Below are 22,251 nucleotides of genomic sequence, written 5' to 3' on the forward strand. Positions count from 1 at the left end.
TATATGAAACTCATTGATAATGTTAACACCCGCCTTGGGGATGATTTAAAACAGGAGATAAAGAAAGGAAGTAGGCTAGCCATTGCTGCCTCTTCATTTTCTATCTATGCTTTTGAAGCTTTAAAAAAGGAGCTTAAAGATATAGATCAACTCCAGTTTATTTTTACTTCTCCTACTTTTATAGAAGAAAAGCTACAAAAGGAATCTAGAGAATTTTACATTCCACACATCTATAATGAAGGCCATTTATGCGGAGGCGAGTTTGAATTACGATTAAAGAATGACTTGAATCAAAGAGGCATTGCTAAGGAGTGTGCAGATTGGATAAGAGAAAAAGTAATTTTCAAGTCTAATAAACACGCTAACCTTCCACTTCATGGAATGATTAATGTAAACAATAACGGAAGCGGCGGTGCTGCTTATACCAATATAAGTAGCTTTACTACAGCTGATTTAGGTATTACCCATAAACTGGGGTTTCCAACTTTAATTCAAAAGATTAATTATCCTGAAAGTAAAGCCTATCTAGATTGGTTTGGACAAGTTTGGGAGAAAGAGGAAAGCCTTACAGATGTAACGAAGAAAGTTCAGGAATACTTTGAAAACGCCTACCGAGACAATAGCCCTGAATTTATATACTTTATTACTCTTTACAATATCTTCAGTGATTTCCTGAGTGACATCTCCATGGATAACCTGCCAAATGATGATATAGGATTTAAAAATACTGAGATATGGAGTAAGCTCTATAATTTTCAGAGAGACGCTGTTATTGGTGCTATTAATAAGCTGGAAAAATACAATGGTTGTATCATTGCCGATAGTGTAGGGTTGGGTAAAACGTTCTCTGCGCTTGGAGTCATTAAATATTATGAAAAGAGAAACAAGGATGTATTGGTGCTTTGTCCTAAGAAATTAGAAGATAACTGGAATACATTCCGGCACAATGATAAAAACAACATATTTGCCAAAGACAGATTCAGGTATGATGTACTGTTCCATACTGACTTAACCAGGGAAAGAGGAGCCAGTAATGGCAGAAATCTCGAAAGCGTTAATTGGGGAAACTATGGCCTTGTAGTAATAGATGAGTCTCATAACTTTAGAAACAACAATACTATTGTTAGTCGGGAAAACCGTTATCAAAAGTTATTAAGAAAGATTGTGCAGGAAGGTATTGAAACCAAAGTGCTTATGCTTTCCGCAACTCCGGTAAATAACCGTTTTAATGACTTAAAAAATCAATTGGCAATCGCATATGAAGGTGCTACAAGTAATATTGATGATAAACTTGGAACAGAGCGAGGGATTGATTCAATATTTAAAAGGGCTCAACAAGCATTTAACAATTGGTCAAAGTATGCTCCCGAATCCAGGACGACGGAAAAACTGTTAGAGATGTTAGATTTTGATTTTTTTGAAATTTTAGATAGTCTTACAATTGCCCGGTCAAGAAAACATATTACTACTTATTATGATACAACGGCTATTGGTAAATTCCCTGCCAGAAACAAACCGATTTCCATTTATAGTGCTTTAACTATAGAAGAAGGAGTGAACTTTAAGACTATTGCAGAACGCCTAACACTATTGAACTTATCTGTATACTCTCCATTAAACTATATTTTACCGAGCAGAGTCCAGCATTATGCAGATTTATATGATAAAAAAGCAAAGTCAGCTACTTTTACTCAGTTAGACAGAGAGAAAGGTATCCAAATATTAATGCGGATAAATTTATTAAAACGCATTGAAAGTTCTGTTGATTCCTTCCGCTTAACACTCACAAACATATTAAATCAGATCCAAGAAGCCTTAAATGCAGTATCCAGAGGTGATTCTGAAGCTTTTTCTGGCGTACAATCCGGCAGTTCGGAGGAGATAGACTGGGAAGCAGATTGGGGAGATGAGGAAAACATTATAGGAGGTAAAGTAAAAGTCCGGATTGCAGATATGGATATTACTCGCTGGCAAGAAGATTTGTCGGTCGATATGCAGATCTTGAAAGGTTTACTACAGGAAGTAGAAGGCATCAAGGGTAAAAATGATATAAAGCTGCAGCATCTTAAAGGAATAATTTCGAATAAAATTAAAAATCCCATAAACACGGATAATAGAAAAATATTAGTATTTACCGCTTTTGCAGATACTGCTAACTATTTATATGATAGCTTAAAAGACTGGCTTAAGAATGAATATAACATTAATACGGCTTTGATAACTGGAGATAAGCGCCAGTGCACTACCAAGCAGATACCTACCGACCTGAATGCCTTGTTGACCTGTTTTTCTCCCAATTCTAAAAGTAAAGCTTTATTACTTCCTGATATTAAAGATAGTATTGATATTCTAATCGCTACAGATTGTATATCAGAAGGACAAAATCTTCAAGACTGTGACTACTTGGTAAATTATGATATTCACTGGAATCCTGTTAGAATTATTCAGCGTTTTGGGCGCATTGACCGGATTGGATCCCAAAACACTAATATTACTATGGTAAATTTCTGGCCTGATGTAACACTAGATGCTTATATAAATTTGAAACAAAGAGTTGAAAACAGGATGCTTATTAGCAACATGGCCAGCACTGGTGACGACAATATTCTTAACTCTGATGACAAAGACTTAGAATATAGGAAGATACAGTTAAGGAAATTACAGGATGAGGTTGTTGACTTAGAAGATTTAAAGGAGGGAGTTAGTATTACTGACCTAGGTTTAAATGACTTTAGGGTTGATTTATCAAACTTCGTTAAAACATATGGGGAGCTAAAGAATATTCCTGATGGACTGCATGCAGTGACTCAAGCGAATGCCAATATAGAAAAAGGAGTAATTTATGTGCTTAAGAATATAAACAACTCTGTTAATATTGATAAACTGAACCGGCTCCACCCATATTACTTGGTCTATGTAAAGGAAAATGGAGATCTGATTTATAACCATGTTGATGCAAAAAAAACCTTAGATGTAATTAGACTCCTTTGTAAAGGAAAAACGGAGCCTTTAATGTCTCTTTGTAAACAATTTAGTCAGGAAACAAAGGACTACTGTAAAATGACCACCTATTCTCAGTTGTTGCAAAAGAGCATTAGCTCGATTTTAAAAACCGAAGAAGAAAAAGAGGTACTAAGTTTGTTCAAAGCAGGAGGTACAACAGCTTTGCGAGGTGAAATAAAAGGTGCTGAGGATTTTAAATTAATTTCGTTTATAGTTATTAAGTAAATGAATACTTCCTCTTTACCTGTTTCAACTTTGGTAAATAAATATATTCCAAAAAATGCCTTCGATACATATACTAATACGAAGCAAAAACGATTATTTATAGAAGTAATAGATAAAATAAGATGGACGAATAAGTTGTCCTCTCAAACAATTAATTTACCCGGTAAAGAAATTCAAGAAATTCAGATATTTGAAATTGATCTTAAAAAGAATCAATCAATTTCTGAGGTCCTTACTATAATCAATAAAGCAATTCCTTATCACATTATTTTTATTATAAATTATAATAATCAAATAATGCTTTCTGCTTCACAGAAGCATCCTCACCCAACTAATGACCACCAATCGGTTATTGATTGGTCCTTTTCTTCAGATTGGTATGAGAAAGATTCTGATAAATATCAGCTAAAGTTAGAGCAGAGCATAGATCATGTTTTCTTAGATCTTTGTAAACAATTATCTGGAGTTAAAAGAATTAAAAATAAAAGCATTGCTGATGTAATACAGCATGAAATGAGGTTAAAAGAACTTGAAAGCTCAATAGAAAAGCTGCAATCAGCTATTAGAAAAAATAGTCAATTCAACAAAAAGGTGGAGTTAAACCTTGAGCTTCAGAAAAAGTTAGCAGAGCTGGAGACTTTGAAAAACCTTTAAAGATTTGAAGGTTCAATAGTTACGCATCAGTTCTACGGGTTGACATGATCTATGATAGCCAAGATATAATCTGACAGTTAGCATAAATTATATAGGGCCCATTTGATTTACTTAAACCCAATTATACCATAACTACTATCGACAAAATTATTTAGGATGCCTCATGGTTATTAGTGGCCATTATTAATAATCTGATTATTTGCATTATTTACTTGGACTACTAAGTTCATTTTGCGCATTCTAGAAAGCATCTCTAATGCTCGTTCATAGCGGCGGCTAGCATAAGCTAAACGTTTTTCCCAATAAATACCGGAATCCTTATTATGAGATTTTGATAGATAAGTGGCATGTTGTACTTCTATTTCGTAGCAATATAACCAGCATAGAACTATCTGCTCAATAGCCAGCTTTTCTAATGGATTCGCCGCAGAGTACCCTAATTCTTCTCGGAGTTGTTCTGATTTAACCCGTAATACTTCCTTGTAAGAATCACTAGCATTAACATTCCCTATACGTGCCTGGATTGCAACTTCATATATACCTTGATGCTTCTGAATCAACTCTCGACAAATTAAACTATTTTTTAGTAGCTGTTGTAATTCTGTAAGCTTCCCGTTTTTAGAACTGGTTACAATTATAAATTCTAATTAAGGTGATACTACTTTACTAAGCTGCTTTTTTCTAGCATATTCAACGGGAGCCATTCCATTCAAAGCATCATGTGGTCTTTTATGGTTGTAATCCTCGAGCCAAGTCGCCGTAATTTCTCTTACTTCCTCCAGGTTTTCAAATAAGTAAGCATTAAGTACATTTCGGCGGAAGGTACCGTTAAACCGTTCTACAAAGGCGTTTTGCGTTGGCTTGCCGGGTTGAATATATTTAAATTCTATCCCTTGGACCTGACTCCATTCCTTCATTAAGCTAGCCACAAACTCTGGTCCGTTATCCATTCGGATCTGTTTTGGTTTTTCTCTTCGCTTTAATAGGTGATTCAGTACCCAAACTACCCGGTTGCTTTTCAAAGAAAAGTCCACTTCAATATGCAAGATTTCCCGGTTATAATCATCTAGCACATGGAAAGAGCGGAACTTTCGCCCGTTCAGCAAAGCATCACTCATAAAATCAATCGACCAAGTATAGTTCAATGTCTGCGGTACTTGCAGGGGCTGTTGGATGCGGGCGGGTAGACGCTTTTTCGCTTTACGACGCAGGTTTAAACCCAAAGCGGTGTAGATGCGATAAACCCGTTTATGATTCCAAAGATGGCCTTCTTTACGTAACCGTACATAGACCTTCCAAAAACCTTCTCGGGGATGCTGCTCGGCTTTCTGCCGTAAAGCTTCTTCCACCGGTTGGTCCTCTTTAACAGCTTGATAATAGTAAACCGACTTGCTTAAGCTCAATACCCGGCACGCCCTGCTGATGCCGGCTTGTGGTTGCTGGTAAACCTCTTCCACCAGCTGTCGCTTTTGGCAGGGCTTCAAAGCTTTTTTTCGATGATCTCCTTCGCTAATTTTAAGTCTAAGGCTAGTTCCGCATACATGGCTTTCAACCGCCGGTTCTCTTCTTCTAAATCCTTGAGCCGCTTCAGCTCGGTCGCATCCATACCGTTGTAACGTTGCCGCCATTTGTAAAAAGCCGCTTGACTCACTCCATGCTCTCGGCTAATCTCGGCCGCACTTTTACCATCCTCAAATTCCTTGAGAATTTTAGCAATTTGTTGGGGACTAAAGATCTTTCTTTTCATAAGTACTGTTCTAAGTTAAGTTTTTTCCTCTTCCTGAACAGTTCTATTTTTGGGGAAGCTTACATCAAAACTATAAGTATCTTGACGTACCAGGGTACTAAATCCTCCGTCAAAGCGATTCGGAGAGCTTTTAAATCTCTTCTAAGTCGTCTTGCCCAGTCCTTGAGTTTGTCAAGTGTGTTCTGCTTGTCGGTCTTTGTCAATGTATCTGTGGTCTTTTTTTTCCATGCACGCCAACTACCAGATAAACTGAGTTGTTCCGGTTATCTGCGCTATGTGTTGAGTAATGTGGGCTCTGATTTCCTGGGTTTATTTTTTGGCAGAAGAGCTGCTATTTTCATGCCTAGATTTATAGTGTTTGCCTAATATATAGGCAAACACTATAAACTATCCAGTACGTTCAGAATTTTCTCTGAAGAGTGCAGTATTGTGGACAGCTATCTCCGTAGTTGCTAAAAATATGCCTGAATCAGATTTGCATAGAATGCAGTTCTGTTTCATATTCGAGTAAATGGGCAACAAAGCCCTAAGAAAGGAACTAACTTATACTTAATGAAGAATAAGGAATTAAGCGGTTTAACCTAGAATAATTTACTAAGTAAATAATTACCATTATAGTCTATCGTATTGGGCTGTAGACTAAATACTAGCGTTTCGTAACTTCTTTTCCGCTTATAAATACCCTGTTTATTTTTCTTACATTCCGGATATCGGTTAATGGATTAGCTTCTAGTATCAAAAAATCGGCCCAGTGTCCGGGAGATAGAGTACCTAAGTCTTTCAAGCCCAGGTATTCTGCCGCATTTTTAGTAGCCGATGTAATAATTTGCATGGGGGTAAGCCCTGCTTCGGCCATCATTTCCATTTCCAGGTGCTCAAAGTAGCCCATAAACCGGGTAGGTACTCCGCTATCGGTGCCAAAAACAATGGGTATGCCTTGCTCGCAAAGAGTTTTTAAATTGGACATAGCCGTGGGTAGTTGCTGTTTATAAGTTTGGGCACTGCGGCTGTTTCGCATTTGTAACTGGCGCTTCGGATCCTTTAAGGGTTGAATAATGCTACTGTCGTATTCCCGGGTGAAGAAGGGATCAGTAAAGAAAGCAGCGGTATCTTCGTAAACAAAAGTCGAGAGTTCGCGGGTAAGGGTGGGGCAGTAGCCTACTTTTCTCTTTTTAATAAGTTGAATAAAGGCCGTATCTACCCGCTGGTCTCTAACGCTATGGGCCAGCAAATCCGATCCGGCTTCGAGTAGCTTTTTTGCATCGGCCAGGGAGTACATATGCGTCGCAATTTTATAACCCAATTGGTGTGATCGATTAATTACCGCCTGGTAAACTTCTTCCGACATTTTAGGAGCAGTGCCTAATTGATCATCCACTCTAATTTTCATAAAGTCGACTCCCATTTGGTGGTTTTGGTTGGTAACCGCTATTGCTTCAGCTGGGGTATTGCCGTTAATTACCGCACCAGCAATAAATAAACGGGCACGTTGAGTAGCGGTAGTGTCGTTTATTGCCCGCAAAGGTTCTGCTTCTTTTTGGTCGCCGCCCAGGCTCACCACCGTAGTCATACCATAACGGGCATATATTGCCAGGTTATCGATTATATTTTGAGTGGAATAATGGCCAGATTCGATTCCTTTTACCTCGCCTACATGACCATGCCCATTAATAATGCCCGGAATAATAGTCTTACCAGCAACATCTTTAATCGTTGTATTTTCCGGAATAGTAACAGTTGCTTTGGGTCCTATGGCTGCCACCCGTCCGTTTTTTACGAGTAACACACCGTTTTGAATCGGGTTAGCGCCGCTGCCATCAATAATAGTGGCTCCGGTATAAGCAGTATAGGAATTAGTGGCAGTTTCCCGGCTTTTACAAGCAAACAGCAACATAACCAAACTAAATAGAAGGCTGAACCGGCTCATGAAATTGAAGTTTTCTTTTGTTTGGGAAAGCATGCTTTAATTTTAACTTTTTTAACGGGCTAAAACGAATACAAGAAAATAATTACGCTTAGAGCTAATCAAAATGCCTGTAAGCGAAGCTTTATTGTTTTTCTGACCAGATACTGGCAGGTACAACACGCAACAATAACAACCAGAGTGATTAACTTTTTCTTTCGGTTTATGCCTGGTAAGTGTTAATTAGATTCCAGAATGCCATTAGTTGGTTGAAGAGAATTTACTATTTCTGCAACTTCAATGGGTGAATTTGCTATAAAATCTGGTTTTTCTTTGCTGGCTACTTCTATTATATCGTATCCCCAATTTACCCAAATTACTTTTATATTATTCTTTTTACAAGCCACAATGTCCCTGCCTTCATCACCTACATAAACTACTTCTTCGGGGTTTAAGCGATACGTTTTCAGGAATTTTTTAATTACCCGATCTTTCCCAAATATATTAGGAGAGCTGTAAATTAAGTTTATCGTATGAATTTGGTTTGCTTGCAGGAAATGTTGAATATTTTCTTTTGAGTTAGAAGAAATAATAGCCAGCGTATAACCTTGTTGCGTTAATTGATCAACTAAATTTTTTATTCCTTCTATTAAAATAACGTCTTTCATGGAATTTTTGTAGAGCCGAAGAAACTCCGCTGATAAGAAAGGAAGCTTATACAGCGGTAAACCCAGGTATTGGCAACGTTCTTTAATAGATAGCTGGCGCAGGTAATCAATATTATCGGCTTCCATGGTTTTAAGTTTATACTTCCGGGCCAACTGATTAAATACTGATATAAATACTGACTTGGAGTCAACCAAAGTGCCATCAAAATCAAAAACAATGTACTTTATCATTCGTCCGATGCTTTAACTGAAAACTTATAATTAGAAAAACCAGCGCTTGTATTTACTTAATTTAAAATAAGTAAAGAAACACCATTATTAGGCTAGTAGAGGTTAGACTTTTGTGAACAAGTAATGAAAGGTGAATTCTTTTTACTACGATCTCGATACTAAGTATAGTAAATTATTTTTGGCCAGTTTCTTAATCGAATAAATTTAGTAAAAGATAATAAAACTAGCTCTAATACGGTTCTTGTAGGATCCTAAAACTTGAAAGGAAATGCATTAACTGCGTAGTTTAGTAATTTCCTGCCTGAGCAAGATTTTATAGGGCTATTAACAAGTAAAAGTAATTCTATGTAAACAGAGCCTGACTTCACCACCTAAATCATATTTGTATTTAGGTGGTGGAGCCAGGCTCTGTTTTTAGCACCTTAGAATAGGCGTCTTTCTTTATTGTTTTAAGCCGATAAAGTTAAATTGTATTCTAAAAGCTATTCTTTATCGAACTGTTAACGACACATTGCCGCTACCAGCATCGGCGGTTATCCGGACGCCGCCCCCGTTTAGTTTGCCGTGTACTTCGTCTTTTTCAATGGTGCCGTTAAACGCATCGAGCTTGCCTACGTTTACCTGTTCGGCTTGTAGGTCTAAATCGGCAGCGGTGTTTTTAGGTAAATGCAAGGTAATATCGCCCCCGGAATTACTAAGCCGCACGTATTTACCCGGTTTTTTAATGGCTACCTCTAAATTGCCGCCGCTGGTGGAGGTTTCCAGGCTGCAAGCCAGATCGCGTAGCTCTATATCGCCGCCGGAAGTGTGGGTGTTTAATTCGCCGGAAATGTTGGAACCGGTAACATCGCCCCCGGAAGTACTGGCTTTAACTAAGCCGCTTAAATTATTTAGCCGCAAAGAGCCGCCGGAAGTAGACAGTTGCAAATTACCCGTGCAATCCGTGGCTTCTATGTCGCCACCGCTCGTACGCAGGTATAAATTGTCTTTAGAATCTTTCAGGTGAATACTGCCGCCAGAGGTGCTGCCTTCGGTTTTGCCGCTTACCTGGTCTATGTTTAAGTCGCCGCCGCTGGTGGTAAAATGTTGCTCGCCCGAAATATTAACTAACTGAATGCTGCCGCCGCTGGTAGTTAGTTCCGTAGATATTTTTTGGGGCACATACACCCGGAATGATATATTCAGGCCCCGTTTCCAATCCATAAATCTTTCCTTTGGTTTGGCCCGGGCAATTAGTTTACCGTTACTTACCGAAACAGTAAGGTCATAATCAGATTCTATTCGCTTTTTAATTTCTTCTTTGGATAGCGTTGCGCCGGAACGGTTGTTATTCTGGTTCACGTACACTTCCACGCGAGCATCGGTATTACTGCCGCCCGTGACCGAAATGCTGCCCCCGGAAGTTTTTACCTCCACATTCTTTATTGCGGCACTGACTAAGGATTTAGTTAAGTAGGGCTCCTGGCCAGATCTTATCTGAGCGTTTGCGGTAATACTCAGGCCAACCAATAAGAGGGAGAGAAAGGTTTTCATAATTTTAAATTTTAAAATTTTGCGTAATAGTTTTCTAAAGCGCTAGGTCACTGCCATTCAAACAGGCATATTGTAGACGGCCATTATTCCACGTTTCAACTCATAATAACAATACCAAAAATATATTTAATTGATAAACAAATAATTACACAAATATAAAAGGTTATTTAGAATATAAAACTGTTCGGTTATGGTACAATTACGTCCGGATTTGTACAGCAGCAGAAAATTGAAACTTAGCGCACCAAACGAGAGTATACCGGCAGTTAAAAATTACCTGAATGCAGTTACTACCAGCCCTTATTTGCACAGGCTGATTATTTTACTTAAATAATGGTAGCATATTTACCGGAATATCGAGTTCTTACAAGCTTGAATGCCCAACGCATTTTGTAAAAGTTATTTTGGAGTTACAGGCGGCCGCAAACTTTTACTATGCTTAACTAAAATGTAGTTGATGATTTTATATAAAGAGCTTGATTCTATTCCGGCATTTACCAAAGCCATTAGAAAATTCTGGATATTAGACAATTTGGCAAATGACGGGGCGAGCGAACCTAAGTTTGCCTTGCCTAATGGGTGTTTTACTTTAGCTTTTATTTCCGGCGAAGGAGTTACTATTTCCAGTGCCGCAGGTACCGCAATTATAAAAGAAGGTATTTACTTATTCGGGCAACTAACTACAAAGTTAGGTTTATGCGTAAAGCCTTTTACTAAAGCCATTATGGCTCAACTGCATCCTTGGGCAGTGGCTTTTTTTACCAACCTTCCGTTGCATGAGCTTACTAATACGTTCTTAAGTTTTCAAGAAGCCAACCCTACGCTTTATAAAAAAATCAAAAAACTTGATTTAGTAAATGAAACCCTGGTAGTAGATCAGTTTTACCAGAGTTTTGAGCCTATTTTATGGCAGGCTGCCAAACCCAACCTACTGGCCCATATGTGTGAAGGCATTTATTTAAATACCACAAATGATGCTTTTCGAACAAGAACTTTCTCGGCGCAACTAGGATACTCCGAGCGGTTTATTCAAAAAAAATTTAAAAATCAGATTGGTCTCACGCCAAAAGAATTCTACTTGATTATTAAAATGCGCAATCTGCTGAGACAACTAAATACCCCAAAACAAAGCTATAGCTTCACAGAATTAGCTTTGCATTACGGGTTTTACGACCAATCTCATTTTATTAAAACTTTTACGGGTATAATGCAGATTTCTCCTAAAAATTATTCTGCCCAAGATTATATTCTTCCTTTTGCCGAAATTACTTAAAGCTATTCGCTTTTTTACAATTTTACCTGGCTGCCCTCTTTTAAGTTTGTTTTGCTTTTAGCCGCAAAATGCCTCATAAAAGCACACCACTTATTATAAATTGCTATGTTTATTCGCCGCACAGTACCACCCGGCTTGCTGTTGAGCTTTTGGTTAATTTTAAGTTTTTGTACGCATCCGCTTGTGGCTCAGGCACTGTACGACTCCTTAGATGCTAAACTTTCTGCTATTTACCAACAAGATCGGCTACCCGGTTTAAGTGTGGTTATGGTGAATAAAAAAGGCGTGCTCTATCAAAAAAACTGGGGGTATGTCCGCCTAGCCGAGCAGCAAGTGTATAGCAACCATACCATCCAAAATATCGGATCGGTTAGTAAAACGTTTATTGCGGCCGCTTTAATGAAAGCCATCGAACAAGGTTATTTTACTTTGGAAACCGATATCAATACCATTTTGCCATTTCCGGTAATTAACCCAAATGTGCCGCAGCAGCCAATCAAAATAAAACATTTAGTAATGCATACTTCCGGCATTATTGATAACGAAGCAATTTATTTAAAAACGTATTTGTTTGATACTACCGGCGTTTACAGCAAACCAGCCTACCACCTTTTAAAACAAAAAGGCTATACCGGTGGCATGTTGGATACATCGTTATCTGCTTTTATGTATGCTTATTTAAGCCAAAAGGGGAATTTATATGGTAAAGCTAATTTTGCCGTAAACCCACCCGGCACATCTTACCACTACAGCAACATTGCTTCAGCTTTGGCAGGCTACCTGATAGAAGTAAAAACAGGGATGTCGTTTGCCACCTACACCCAAAAGTATATTCTGGCACCTTTACAAATGACGCATTCGGGCTGGTATTTACATGACATTGATCAAACATTACACGCTAACCTGTATTATAACCGGGAGCAAGCTTTGCCGTTTTACTCCGAAATTACTTACCCGGATGGCAGCTTAAGAACCTGTACCGCAGACATGAGCAAATACCTGATAGAAATGATAAAAGGCTACCAGGGAACCTCATCGTTATTAACGCGAGCCTCATTTCAGGCAATGTTCCAACCACAATTTTCAGCTACTAATTACCCGGAGGGTATAGCTATTAGTAAGCGCAATAAAGGTGTATTCTGGAATATTTATAACAGTGGCATCATCAGCCAGGATGGCGATGATCCGGGAGTGAGTACGTACTTATTCTTTAATGTAAAAACGGGTGTTGGCGGTTTTTTATGGTTAATCAATACATCGACAAAACCAGGATTATTCAGGTTTTAGAAACTTACTCCACGCTCCTGGCCAAACAGAAGCCCCGAAAAAGATAAATTGTTAAAAATTGTGCTTGTTTCGGGTAGATCTACTTTACCACTAGTAAAGAATTTTTATTTCCATTTTCTTCTATGTTTGCGGTATTACCGGGGTCCAGAATCCAGTTATTATCCACCACAATTTTGTATTGATATTTACCGGGCGCTAAATCCAAGCGGCAAATCCATGTGTCGCCTTGTTTTACAAAAAAGTGATGATAGGCATTCCAGTTGTTAAAGCTTCCGGCTACCGTAATAAGCTTGGCATTGTTATAACCTTTCAGTTTAAGCTCCGCATTGCCTTTTGGTGGTTTGGTAGCGGCTAGCTGGTCGGCAATATGCTTGGCTTCTTTGTTTTCCGGGTCTAGGGCGTATGCTTTTAAATAGTTGGTGATGGCGGCTTCTTTTTCGCCGTTGAGCAAGCAGGCATACGCGTAACTATCATACACATTCGCCGATTGCGGGTAGGCTTCCAGGTTTAGCTGTAATACTTCCTTGCCTTCTGCTACTTTACCACTGCGGAGTAACTGGTAACCAATGTTGTTCATTTCCTTCTCCGCAATGGCTGGTGTATGATCAGGTTTTAAAAAAGGTTGAATGGCCGCCGTTACGCCTTGCTTCGGAATATGCTGCCGGAATAAAAATCCGGGACTGGTATACTGTTCGTAATTAATAAGTGCCAGGGCGGGTTGCTCTTTGCCAGTGGTTAGTTGCAGTAATTTACGGGTTATACTTAAGCCATTATTGCTATTGGTAAAATACACCACACCCATTTTTTCTTTCGGATAAGCGACCATATAACACCGAAAACTATCGTTGTCGCCCCAATGCCAAAAAGATTTACCATCCGGGGTTAATTGTAACCCCACTCCTAAGCCCCAGGATACAGATTTAGACGAAGTACCGGCCGCAACGGCTTTATCGGTTGGCTCCGGAACCTGCGGGGTGAACATGGCTAGTAAAGTTTGTTTTTTCAGGCCGGTACCTTTTAGTAAGGCGGTAATAAAAGCTGCGTAATCGGGAGCCGTAGTGTGCAACGAAGCCGCTGCGTTGGCGGAATTAGGCTTATTTTTCGGTAAAGGATTACTAAAAGCATCGTGCGGGGTGGCCGTTTTCGCGTCAAAATCGGGGCGCCAGATATAGCTGCTGTTGGGCATGCCCAGGGGTTTAAACACTTTTTCGGTTACCAAATCATTCAGCGGTTTGCCAGTTATTTTTTCTACTACTTTCTGCAAATACACATAGCCCTCGCCGGAATAGCTAAACTTTTGACCCGGTTCAAAGTTAATGCGCAATGAGTCGTTGTTGCGCCAATTCGGGAACCCGGATGTATGACTCAACACCATGCGGGCCGTAATCTTTTTGTAGCGCTCATCATGTGCAATATCCGGGTAAGGCAGATACGTATACAGGGGCTTATCCAAGTTTAGTAAGCCTTCATCAACTAATTGCAGGCAGGTATAGGCAAAAACTGGTTTACTTAAAGAAGCGGCTTCGAAAACGGTGTTAATAGCCATTTTTTTACTGGTTTCCGCGTTTTTAACGCCGTAAACCTGCGTATAATGCATTCTGCCATCTTTGATTACCGCAATAGCCAGGCCTGGAATACCCGCACTGTCGAGTAGTTGGGGAATGGTCTGGTTTAACTTAGTAATTAAGGGCGCTTCCGGCAATATATTTTGCTGGGCCAAACTACTAACCGATTGACCCGTAAAGGCTAAACTCAGGCCCAAAACCAGCCATTTTTTTAATTTTTGTGTTGCCGACAACATAAAAATACCTTTTGCCTGACTCGCGCAGGAATGCATGAAAGGTAATAACCAGAACTATAAAAAACTACTCGCTGCGTAAACTCTTTACCGGGTTAGCCACGGCTGCTTTTATGGCCTGAAAACTTACTGCTACCAAGGCTACTAAAACCGCCGTCAGACCAGCCAAGGCAAATAACCCCCACGAGAGCGGCGTGCGGTAAGCAAAATCCTGCAGCCACTGGTGCATAAACCAACTGGCAAAAGGCCAGGCAATTACGTTGGCCAGCAATACCAATTTTAAAAAATCACGGGAAAGCAATGACACAATAGAAGTTACCGAAGCTCCCAGCACTTTGCGGACGCCAATTTCTTTGGTACGCCGCGCCACCGCCAAGGTAGCCAAGCCAAATAAACCCAGGCAAGAAATAAAGATAGACAGGCCCGATGCAATGTTAATCATTTTGCCCAGACGTTGCTCCTGCCGGTATTGGTTTTCCAGGTTTTGGTCCAGGAAGGTATAGGAAAATAGTTAGGTGGGCACAATTTTTTTCCAGGTTTGCTCCAATAAGGCTACTTGCTCAGCGAGGTTACCGACGTGTAGGCGAACCACAATTTTAAGGTAGTTTTTCAGCATAAGCCAGGCAATAAAATAGTAGTCAGAATATTAAAGAATATTCGATAAGCCAAGAGCCCATACGGAGCAGGTAAGCGGGTGCTTATACCCCGGAGAATTGTTCTTTTATGTTTTCGAGCACTACCTCGCCATCAAGCAGGCGCAAAATGCGATGAGAATAGCGGGCATCGTGCTCGGAGTGGGTTACCATTATTACGGTGGTACCATTCTCGTTTAAATCAGTGAGCAGTTCCATTACTTCGTTACCATTGCTGGAGTCCAGGTTACCGGTGGGCTCATCCGCCAGGATTAAGCGGGGTTTCTGAATAACGGCTCGCGCTACGGCTACCCGCTGCTGCTGACCACCCGACAACTGCTGCGGGAAGTGGTTGCGGCGGTGCATAATCTGCATTTTCTCGAGTACAGCCTCTACTTTCTCCTTGCGCTCGGCAGCACCTACGCCCAGGTAAATCAGGGGCAACTCCACATTCTCGAACACGGTTAGTTCATCAATCAGGTTAAAGCTCTGAAACACAAAACCAATGTTTCTCTTGCGCAGTTCGGCCCGCTGGCGTTCGTTGAAGTTAGAAATTTCCTGCCCCAGAAACTGAAAGCTGCCCCCATCGGGTTGGTCTAATAGACCCAGAATATTTAGTAAGGTCGATTTACCGCAGCCCGAAGGCCCCATAATCGCGACAAATTCCCCTTCGTTGATTACGAACGAAACTTTGTTTAAGGCTTTGGTTTCTACTTCTTCGGTGCGGTACACTTTTTCGAGGTTCGAGACAGTAATCATAGTGTATGACTGGTTAATATTTTAGATTTTTTAATTTCTATTTTTTACCCGAAGGTTAAATTTCGATTTAATAAAATTTACTTTTTTTAAGCAGAACTTCTCCGGGTATATGCTCTTGATTTGGGCTGTACAAGCTAAGCTTTTTACTTTTTATGAAGGAGAAATTTTAATTTTTATAATAGCATCTAGTCAATTTAATTGCTGGCTATTCTTTTTCTTCGTTAATGACCAACTCGCCCATGTCTTCGTAATTTTCGTAGCTCGAGGTTACTACCTTATCGCCCGGATTCAGACCAGAAACTACTTCGAAATATTCCGGATTTTGGCGACCTAAGCGAATTTCGGTACGATAAGCTTTATTGCCGTTTTCGTCAATTTTAAAAATCCAGTTGCCGCCGGTTTTTTGGTAAAAGCCACCCCGAGGTACTAAAACGGCCTGCGTTTGATCGGAGAGGGCTAAGCGCAGTTGCAACGATTGTCCGCGCCGGATACCTTTGGGTACCTCGTTCATAAATTCCATATCTACCTGAAACTGACCATTGGTTACCTGGGTAAATACTTTTTTCACGTTTAAGTCGTAATCTTTGCCGGCAAAAGAAAAGGTGGCTTTCTGGCCGGTAAACACTCGCGAAATATAATGTTCGTCGATGTTGGCGCGTACTTTAAAACCATCCAGTACGTCGATCTGGCCCAGGCGCTGACCACGGGTTTTGGATTCTCCAATTTCGGCGTTGAGCGAAGTAATCTGACCATCTACCGGCGCTTTTACCATGAGGTCGTCCATTTTCTTGCGCATTAAAGCCAGGTTATTCTGCATCCGTTCCACCGATTCTTTCATCTGAGCTAATTGCTGGCTCATGTTTAACGAATCCTGACGTAAGGTGCGGAGCGTTAACTGGCGTTTGCGTACCTGGTAATCGTATTTGTATTTAGCTTGCAGAAATTCTTGCTGAGGCACTACTTTTTCTTCGTAGAGCTTTTTATTCATTACGTATAAACGTTCAGCATCCCGTAAATTATAATCAATATCGGCGAGTTGGTTAAGTTGCGTAATGCGGTTTTGCTGCATTAAGTTGCGGGTGGTGTTCATGTTGTTAATCAAGTCAAAAACGGCCGTTTCGCGGTTCATCATTTCCAATTGCAGGTCGGTGTTCGATAGTTGCACAATAGGAGTGCCTTGCTTTAAAGTAGCGCCGTCTTCTACTAAAATCTTCTGCACGGTTCCACCTTCGGTAGCATCCAGGTAAATAGTTTTTATGGGTAGTACAATACCATCTAAAGGAATAAACTCCTGAAAGTTGCCTTTAGTAACACTACTTATAGTAATTTTATTGGTATCTACATTTAATTTTGCCTTGCCGCTGGTCGAAAAATAAGAAGCGCCTACCAGTACTACCACCAATGCGCCCATTGCCAGGCTTACAATCCGTTGCGTAGTCCACTTCTTTTTCTTAATTAAAACATCCATTGCTGTAAATATTTATTATACTTATTCTTGTTACCGTTTAAAGAAATAAAAATGCCAAATATGTAAGTAGCTTATTTTTAGTAAATTATAGTTGTTAAAAGCCTGATTTAGTAAAAAAATGTTCGGTTTTGATACACCTGGTTCTAACAAAGTGTCCGGTGATGTAACAAGTTCTAAAATTCGGAAAACCACAGGACTTTTCTTGCAGGAATTATGAAAAAACCTACTTATATTCGTATAAATTAATCAAATCCAAATCCGATCATGAATACCAAAAACGCCCGGGTTTTAGTGGTAGACGACGAGACCGACGTGCTGTTTGCCGTAAAAATGCTACTGAAAACCGAAGTAAAAGAAGTAGTAACGGAAAAAAATCCGGAGAACCTGCTTTCGCTGTTATCGAAGCAGGCCTTTGATGTTATTTTCCTGGACATGAATTATAAAAGCGCTCTGAATACGGGCAACGAGGGCTTTTTCTGGTTAAACAAAATCCTAGAAAAAGATAAAAACGCTACTGTAGTAATGATTACCGCCTACGGCGACGTGGAACTGGCCGTGCGCGCTTTAAAAGAAGGCGCTACCGATTTTATTGTAAAACCGTGGCGCAACGAAAAACTGCTCGAAGCTCTGGAAAAAGCTTGTGCCGGCCGTACCAGCGGCGAACACGCTGGTAAGAACGCCTCGAGGCGCGTGCCTTCCAGCGAAGGTTTTGACATGTTGGGCCAATCGGAAGCCATGCAGGATGTGTTTTACAAAATTGATAAAATTGCGCCTACCGAAGCTAACGTATTAATTCTAGGAGAAAATGGTACCGGTAAAGAACTGGTAGCGCGTGCCCTGCACCAAAAATCGTTTCGGGCGGGCAAGCCGTTTATTTGTGCCGATTTAGCGGCGCTAAGCGAAGGCTTATTCGAAAGTGAACTATTCGGACATAAAAAAGGCTCTTTTACCGATGCCAAAGAAGACCGCACCGGCCGGTTTGAAGCAGCTAACGGGGGTACACTGTTTTTAGATGAAATTGGTAATATTTCCTTACCGCAACAAGCCAAGATACTCACGGCTTTGCAAAACCGGTTAGTTATTCCGTTGGGTAGTAATCAGCAAATCCCGATTGATATTCGGCTGGTATCGGCTACCAACGTGCCTATTTACGAGTTGGCGGCTAAAAACCAGTTTCGGAAAGATTTAATTTACCGCATTAATACTGTAGAAATTACTTTGCCGCCACTCCGCGAACGCGGGGAGGATGTTATTTTATTGGCCCGCCATTTTGCCGCGCATTACGCCGAGAAGAATCATAAACCAATTCCGTATATGTCGGATGGGGCGCTCAAAAAATTAAAGCAGCACAGTTGGCCGGGCAATATCCGAGAGTTACAACACGCCGTAGAACGCGCCATAATTCTGGCCGATGGTCCGGAGTTGCGGCCGCAGGACTTTGCTTTTTCAGCAATGGAACACCCAGTTCATGCGGGCACTCACCCGGAAATGGCGGAAGAAGGACCGTTACAACTCAGCGAGGTAGAACGCACCACTATTATGCGCGTAATTGAACGCAACAAAGGTAATATTTCAAAAGCCGCCAAAGAATTAGGCATCACCCGCACGGCCTTGTACCGCCGCCTCGAGAAACATGACATTTAAACGCCTCGAAGTCGGTATATTTTTTCGGCTCATTTTTATATCGGTTCTGTTATACGCTGCGGTTTATTACTTTACGCAGCGGGCGTACCCGCAGGTAGTATTTGCCGGGGGTATTTTAATTGGTTTGGTTTGGGAACTGGCCCGTTACGTAACGCGGAGTAACAACGAACTGGCTAAATTTATTATGGCGGTAAAGTACCGTGATTTTTCCCAACAATTTAACGAAAAGCATACTAACCCGTCGCTGCGGCAACTGCACCACGCCTTTAACCAGATTAATAATACGTTTAAGCAACTGCAATTCGAGAAAGAAGCCCAGTTCCATTATTTGCAAACCATTTTGCAACTGATTGATACCGGTATTATTTCGTTTGATGCCGTCACCGGCGAAGTAGAATGGATAAACGAAGCGTTTAAACGTACGCTGGGTTTGCCCTACCTCAAACAAATTCATGCGCTGGAAAAACGGAACGAGGCTTTGCACGAAGCTATTGTAAAGCTTAAACCCAACGAGAGCCAATTAGTAAAATTAAAGGTTAACCAGCAGCCCATGCAGTTGCTCTTGTCGGCGACGGCTTTTAAAATGCAGCAGCGCGATTTACTATTGGTAGCTTTTAAAAACGTGAGCACCGCCATCGACGAAACCGAAACGGAAGCCTGGCAAAAATTACTGCGCGTCATGACGCACGAGCTCATGAACTCGGTAGCGCCTATTTCGTCGTTAGCCGATACCATGCGCCGCCACTTGCGCCTGAACCGCGAACAATACGAGCAAGAGCAAGTTCCCCAACCCAACGGCGACTTGTTACAAGATATAGAAGAAGGAATTGAGATTATTCAGAACCGGGGAGAAGGTTTGCTACGTTTCGCAAAAACGTACCGCAACCTGAGCAAAGTAAACGACCTTCTCCTCACCACCGTGTACGTAGAAGAATTGCTGAATAGCATTTACACGCTCATGAATCCGCAATTAGAGGAAAAAGGCATTCTGCTGGTAACGGAAATAAATACCCTGGATTTGACTTTACAAGCCGATCCGCGTTTACTGGAACAAGTTTTAATTAACCTGATATTAAATGCGCAACGCGCGGTACTAGGCCGACCAAATCCTACGATTAAACTGGTGGCCGGCAAGCAGGAAAATGAAAAAATTTACATTGACGTAACCGATAACGGCAGCGGCATTCCGGAAGAAATTATTGAGAGCATTTTTATTCCTTTCTTCACCGCGCATAAAGATGGTTCCGGCATTGGCCTGAGTCTGGCCAAACAAATCATGCACCTGCACAAAGGCAACATCCAGGTAAAATCCAAGGAAAACCTCGGTACTACTTTTACTTTGCAGTTTTAGGTTGGTTGTTTGGGTGGTGTTTACCTGTAACGCCAATCAGGAGATTGGCTGTCCGAAACTGCGTAGAGTGCTGACGCTAACTCTACGCAGAACGGGAAGAACGGGAATATATATGAAACAACTTTTTCAGTAATGAATACTTATGTTGTTTGCTTTTTAGAGTCGTAAGAGAGTGCAGTATTAATTAGCATGTCTGCATGAGTATAAATATCATCTAAAGTTTGAATTTCAACTTTACTTTCCTTTTTTGATTCATCAAACAAAGTTATGAATTTACGATTTCCTTCTAAGTATAGCCGACAAACAGGGCGCCGATTATTATTATCAAGTAGCACCGCAAAATAACTTTGTGCATCCCTGTAAACTACTCGATTGGAATCAATCATAGTTCGTAATACAGAACGAACTATGAAAAATGCTTCTTTTTCTAATTCAGTGGTTATAATCCTGTTTTCTTTTATCTCTGTTTCATTATTTTGACTAAGCTGTTCAGGAATATTATTCTCTTGAATATCTCTGTTTGTTTCAGTTTTTAATGCTGTTTTAAGCCGATCACTTATTAAATCACTGACCCATTGATTTAAGGACTTTTTAATAACACCTGTAAATTGTTCAATAACTTTTGCTGTTAACGGACCCGAATAAATTTGCTTTGCAAAGTGCCTTATAAATGCTTCTGATGGATTATTCATTTCTTCCATCATAATCTTTTTAATTTCTCTATTATACTTAAGTTCTGTAGCTGAATTTAATATCTGGTCAACATCAAAAGTGTTTTTATGATATTTTTTCAACTCAAATACAGTGGCTTCGTTCATATCCGTAATATTGAACTCCCAAAATGGTTTATCATCCATTTTATTTGGTTCAACTAAATCCGTATAAAACTTATAAATTATACCATTGGTTAATATACCGAATTTACAAGTTGTAACATGGAAATATCGGTGTAATTGGCTATTATGTACATTTAGATCTTCCTTCCAATGTTTACATTCTATTATTATAGATGCAACGCCATCTTTAAAAATACAATAATCAACCTTCTCTCCCTTTTTTATACCTAAATCTGCAATAAATTCAGGCACGACTTCGTGTGGGTCAAAAACATCGTATCCAAGAGCAGATACAAAAGGCATAATAAACGCATTTTTTGTTGCTTCTTCCGTTTGTATAGAATCTTTTAATCTTGATACTTTATCTCCAAGTGCTTTAATCAAGTCTATAAAATCCATGCTTATCTAAGTTTAGTATTTACAGGTTCTAATATATTAAATTTTAAATTAACTAAATCATGAAATAAGATTTTTCCCGAAATTAATACTAAGCTTTTATAGGGCTTTTAATATTAGTTGATTAGTATTATAATTAATCATGTTCATGAACTTCTGTTTTATTGTTCTGCGTAGAGTTAGCGCAGCGCTCTACGCAGTTCCGGACAGCCAATCTCCTGATTGGCGTTATGAAAAACAACAATTAACACATACATTAAGCAAGTGCAGTTAACTCCAAGACCATACAGCCTGCGTAACCCGGAAGGCATTTACTTTGTTACTTTTTCGGTGGTTTTCTGGCTGGATGTATTTGTGCGGCAAAGCTTTAAAAACTTGTTTGTCGAAAGTTTGAATTTTTGCATCAAAAACAAAGGTTTACGAGTACATGCCTGGTGTTTAATGACCAGTCATGTGCATCTTATTATTTCAGCGGCAGAACCGGAAAAAGTAAATTTGTCGGACATTTTGCGCGACTTAAAGAAATTTACCGCTTCTCAAATCATCCGCGAAATAGAAACAGGTAGTGAAAGCCGGAGAGAATGGTTACTAGATAAATTTAGGTTTGCCGCTAGTCAAAACAGCCGTAATACTACTTATCAGTTTTGGCAACAGGATAACCACGCTGAGGAATTGCTCAGTAATAAATTTATAGATCAGAAGCTCAATTATATCCATGAGAATCCAGTAAAAGAAGGTTGGGTAGAAGAGCCGCAATTTTATGTATACAGCAGTGCTCGAGATTATAGCGGCAATAAAGGTCTAGTTCCAATCAATTTTTTGGATTAATGCAACGCCAATCAG

The 22,251-nt window shown here is 40.1% G+C and carries 17 protein-coding genes; 7 read left to right on the forward strand and 10 right to left on the reverse strand.

Translation table 11 applies throughout. From position 1 onward, the window contains the following. Nucleotides 1-3 precede the first annotated feature (3 nt). Nucleotides 4-3,228, forward strand: coding sequence for a helicase-related protein (locus HUW48_RS26530; protein WP_182413803.1), 3,225 nt, complete (start codon nucleotides 4-6; stop codon nucleotides 3,226-3,228). Then, nucleotides 3,229-3,882, forward strand: a complete 654-nt coding sequence (locus tag HUW48_RS26535; RefSeq protein WP_182413804.1) for a DUF4391 domain-containing protein — start codon at nucleotides 3,229-3,231, stop codon at nucleotides 3,880-3,882. Nucleotides 3,883-4,052: 170 nt separating this feature from the next. On the opposite strand, the gene HUW48_RS26540 is transcribed toward HUW48_RS26535, so the two are convergent. The 5 genes from HUW48_RS26540 to HUW48_RS26560 all read right to left on the reverse strand — a co-directional run bounded on the left by HUW48_RS26540 (nucleotide 4,053) and on the right by HUW48_RS26560 (nucleotide 9,964). Further along, on the reverse strand, nucleotides 4,053-4,442 hold the full coding sequence (locus HUW48_RS26540) for a hypothetical protein (RefSeq protein ID WP_182413805.1): 390 nt from the start codon (nucleotides 4,440-4,442) through the stop codon (nucleotides 4,053-4,055). 87 nt (nucleotides 4,443-4,529) lie between these two features. Further along, nucleotides 4,530-5,629 (reverse strand): IS3 family transposase gene (locus tag HUW48_RS26545; RefSeq protein ID WP_394368414.1). Its coding sequence is split into 2 segments (ribosomal slippage): nucleotides 4,530-5,368 and nucleotides 5,368-5,629, totalling 1,101 coding nucleotides; the frame shifts between segments, so codons are not numbered across the junction. Nucleotides 5,630-6,275: 646 nt separating this feature from the next. Continuing rightward, nucleotides 6,276-7,556: an amidohydrolase family protein gene (locus HUW48_RS26550; RefSeq protein WP_182413806.1), complete on the reverse strand. Its 1,281-nt coding sequence runs from the start codon at nucleotides 7,554-7,556 to the stop codon at nucleotides 6,276-6,278. 215 nt (nucleotides 7,557-7,771) lie between these two features. After that, entirely contained in the window at nucleotides 7,772-8,431 is a 660-nt protein-coding gene (locus tag HUW48_RS26555; protein ID WP_182413807.1) for an HAD-IA family hydrolase, read from the reverse strand. Between the two features lie 489 nt (nucleotides 8,432-8,920). Beyond that, complete coding sequence (locus HUW48_RS26560; protein WP_220463976.1) at nucleotides 8,921-9,964, reverse strand: DUF4097 family beta strand repeat-containing protein; 1,044 nt, start codon at nucleotides 9,962-9,964, stop codon at nucleotides 8,921-8,923. A gap of 457 nt (nucleotides 9,965-10,421) precedes the next feature. On the opposite strand from HUW48_RS26560, the gene HUW48_RS26565 reads away from it, so the two are divergent. Both HUW48_RS26565 and HUW48_RS26570 read left to right on the forward strand, forming a co-directional pair. Further along, nucleotides 10,422-11,237: a helix-turn-helix transcriptional regulator gene (locus HUW48_RS26565; RefSeq protein ID WP_182413808.1), complete on the forward strand. Its 816-nt coding sequence runs from the start codon at nucleotides 10,422-10,424 to the stop codon at nucleotides 11,235-11,237. A 105-nt stretch (nucleotides 11,238-11,342) separates the two neighbouring features. Continuing rightward, nucleotides 11,343-12,524 (forward strand): serine hydrolase domain-containing protein, encoded by a 1,182-nt coding sequence (locus HUW48_RS26570; protein WP_182413809.1) that lies wholly within the window; start codon nucleotides 11,343-11,345, stop codon nucleotides 12,522-12,524. Between the two features lie 79 nt (nucleotides 12,525-12,603). Here the strand turns inward: HUW48_RS26570 and HUW48_RS26575 are convergent, their stop codons facing one another. The 4 genes from HUW48_RS26575 to HUW48_RS26590 form a co-directional block, all read right to left on the reverse strand. Next, complete coding sequence (locus tag HUW48_RS26575; protein ID WP_182413810.1) at nucleotides 12,604-14,361, reverse strand: serine hydrolase; 1,758 nt, start codon at nucleotides 14,359-14,361, stop codon at nucleotides 12,604-12,606. 28 nt (nucleotides 14,362-14,389) lie between these two features. Next, nucleotides 14,390-14,764: an ABC transporter permease gene (locus HUW48_RS26580; RefSeq protein WP_182413811.1), complete on the reverse strand. Its 375-nt coding sequence runs from the start codon at nucleotides 14,762-14,764 to the stop codon at nucleotides 14,390-14,392. A gap of 256 nt (nucleotides 14,765-15,020) precedes the next feature. Next, nucleotides 15,021-15,713, reverse strand: coding sequence for an ABC transporter ATP-binding protein (locus HUW48_RS26585; protein WP_182413812.1), 693 nt, complete (start codon nucleotides 15,711-15,713; stop codon nucleotides 15,021-15,023). 205 nt (nucleotides 15,714-15,918) lie between these two features. Then, nucleotides 15,919-17,181 carry an efflux RND transporter periplasmic adaptor subunit gene (locus HUW48_RS26590; RefSeq protein WP_182413813.1) on the reverse strand — a complete coding sequence of 421 codons (1,263 nt, stop codon included), beginning with the start codon at nucleotides 17,179-17,181 and terminating at the stop codon, nucleotides 15,919-15,921. Nucleotides 17,182-17,445: 264 nt separating this feature from the next. Between HUW48_RS26590 and HUW48_RS26595 the strand changes: the two genes are divergently transcribed. Together HUW48_RS26595 and HUW48_RS26600 are read left to right on the forward strand one after the other, a co-directional pair. Next, nucleotides 17,446-18,825, forward strand: coding sequence for a sigma-54-dependent transcriptional regulator (locus HUW48_RS26595; RefSeq protein WP_182413814.1), 1,380 nt, complete (start codon nucleotides 17,446-17,448; stop codon nucleotides 18,823-18,825). Continuing rightward, nucleotides 18,815-20,176, forward strand: coding sequence for a sensor histidine kinase (locus HUW48_RS26600; RefSeq protein ID WP_182413815.1), 1,362 nt, complete (start codon nucleotides 18,815-18,817; stop codon nucleotides 20,174-20,176). The genes HUW48_RS26595 and HUW48_RS26600 overlap by 11 nt, the downstream gene beginning before the upstream one ends. Nucleotides 20,177-20,316: 140 nt before the next feature. Here the strand turns inward: HUW48_RS26600 and HUW48_RS26605 are convergent, their stop codons facing one another. Beyond that, entirely contained in the window at nucleotides 20,317-21,411 is a 1,095-nt protein-coding gene (locus tag HUW48_RS26605; protein ID WP_182413816.1) for a type I restriction endonuclease, read from the reverse strand. A 261-nt stretch (nucleotides 21,412-21,672) separates the two neighbouring features. On the opposite strand from HUW48_RS26605, the gene HUW48_RS26610 reads away from it, so the two are divergent. Next, on the forward strand, nucleotides 21,673-22,236 hold the full coding sequence (locus HUW48_RS26610) for an REP-associated tyrosine transposase (RefSeq protein ID WP_182413817.1): 564 nt from the start codon (nucleotides 21,673-21,675) through the stop codon (nucleotides 22,234-22,236). The last annotated feature ends 15 nt before the right edge of the window (nucleotides 22,237-22,251 follow it).

Origin of the sequence: Adhaeribacter radiodurans, from assembly GCF_014075995.1 — a bacterium.
Classification (GTDB): Bacteria; Bacteroidota; Bacteroidia; order Cytophagales; family Hymenobacteraceae; genus Adhaeribacter; species Adhaeribacter radiodurans.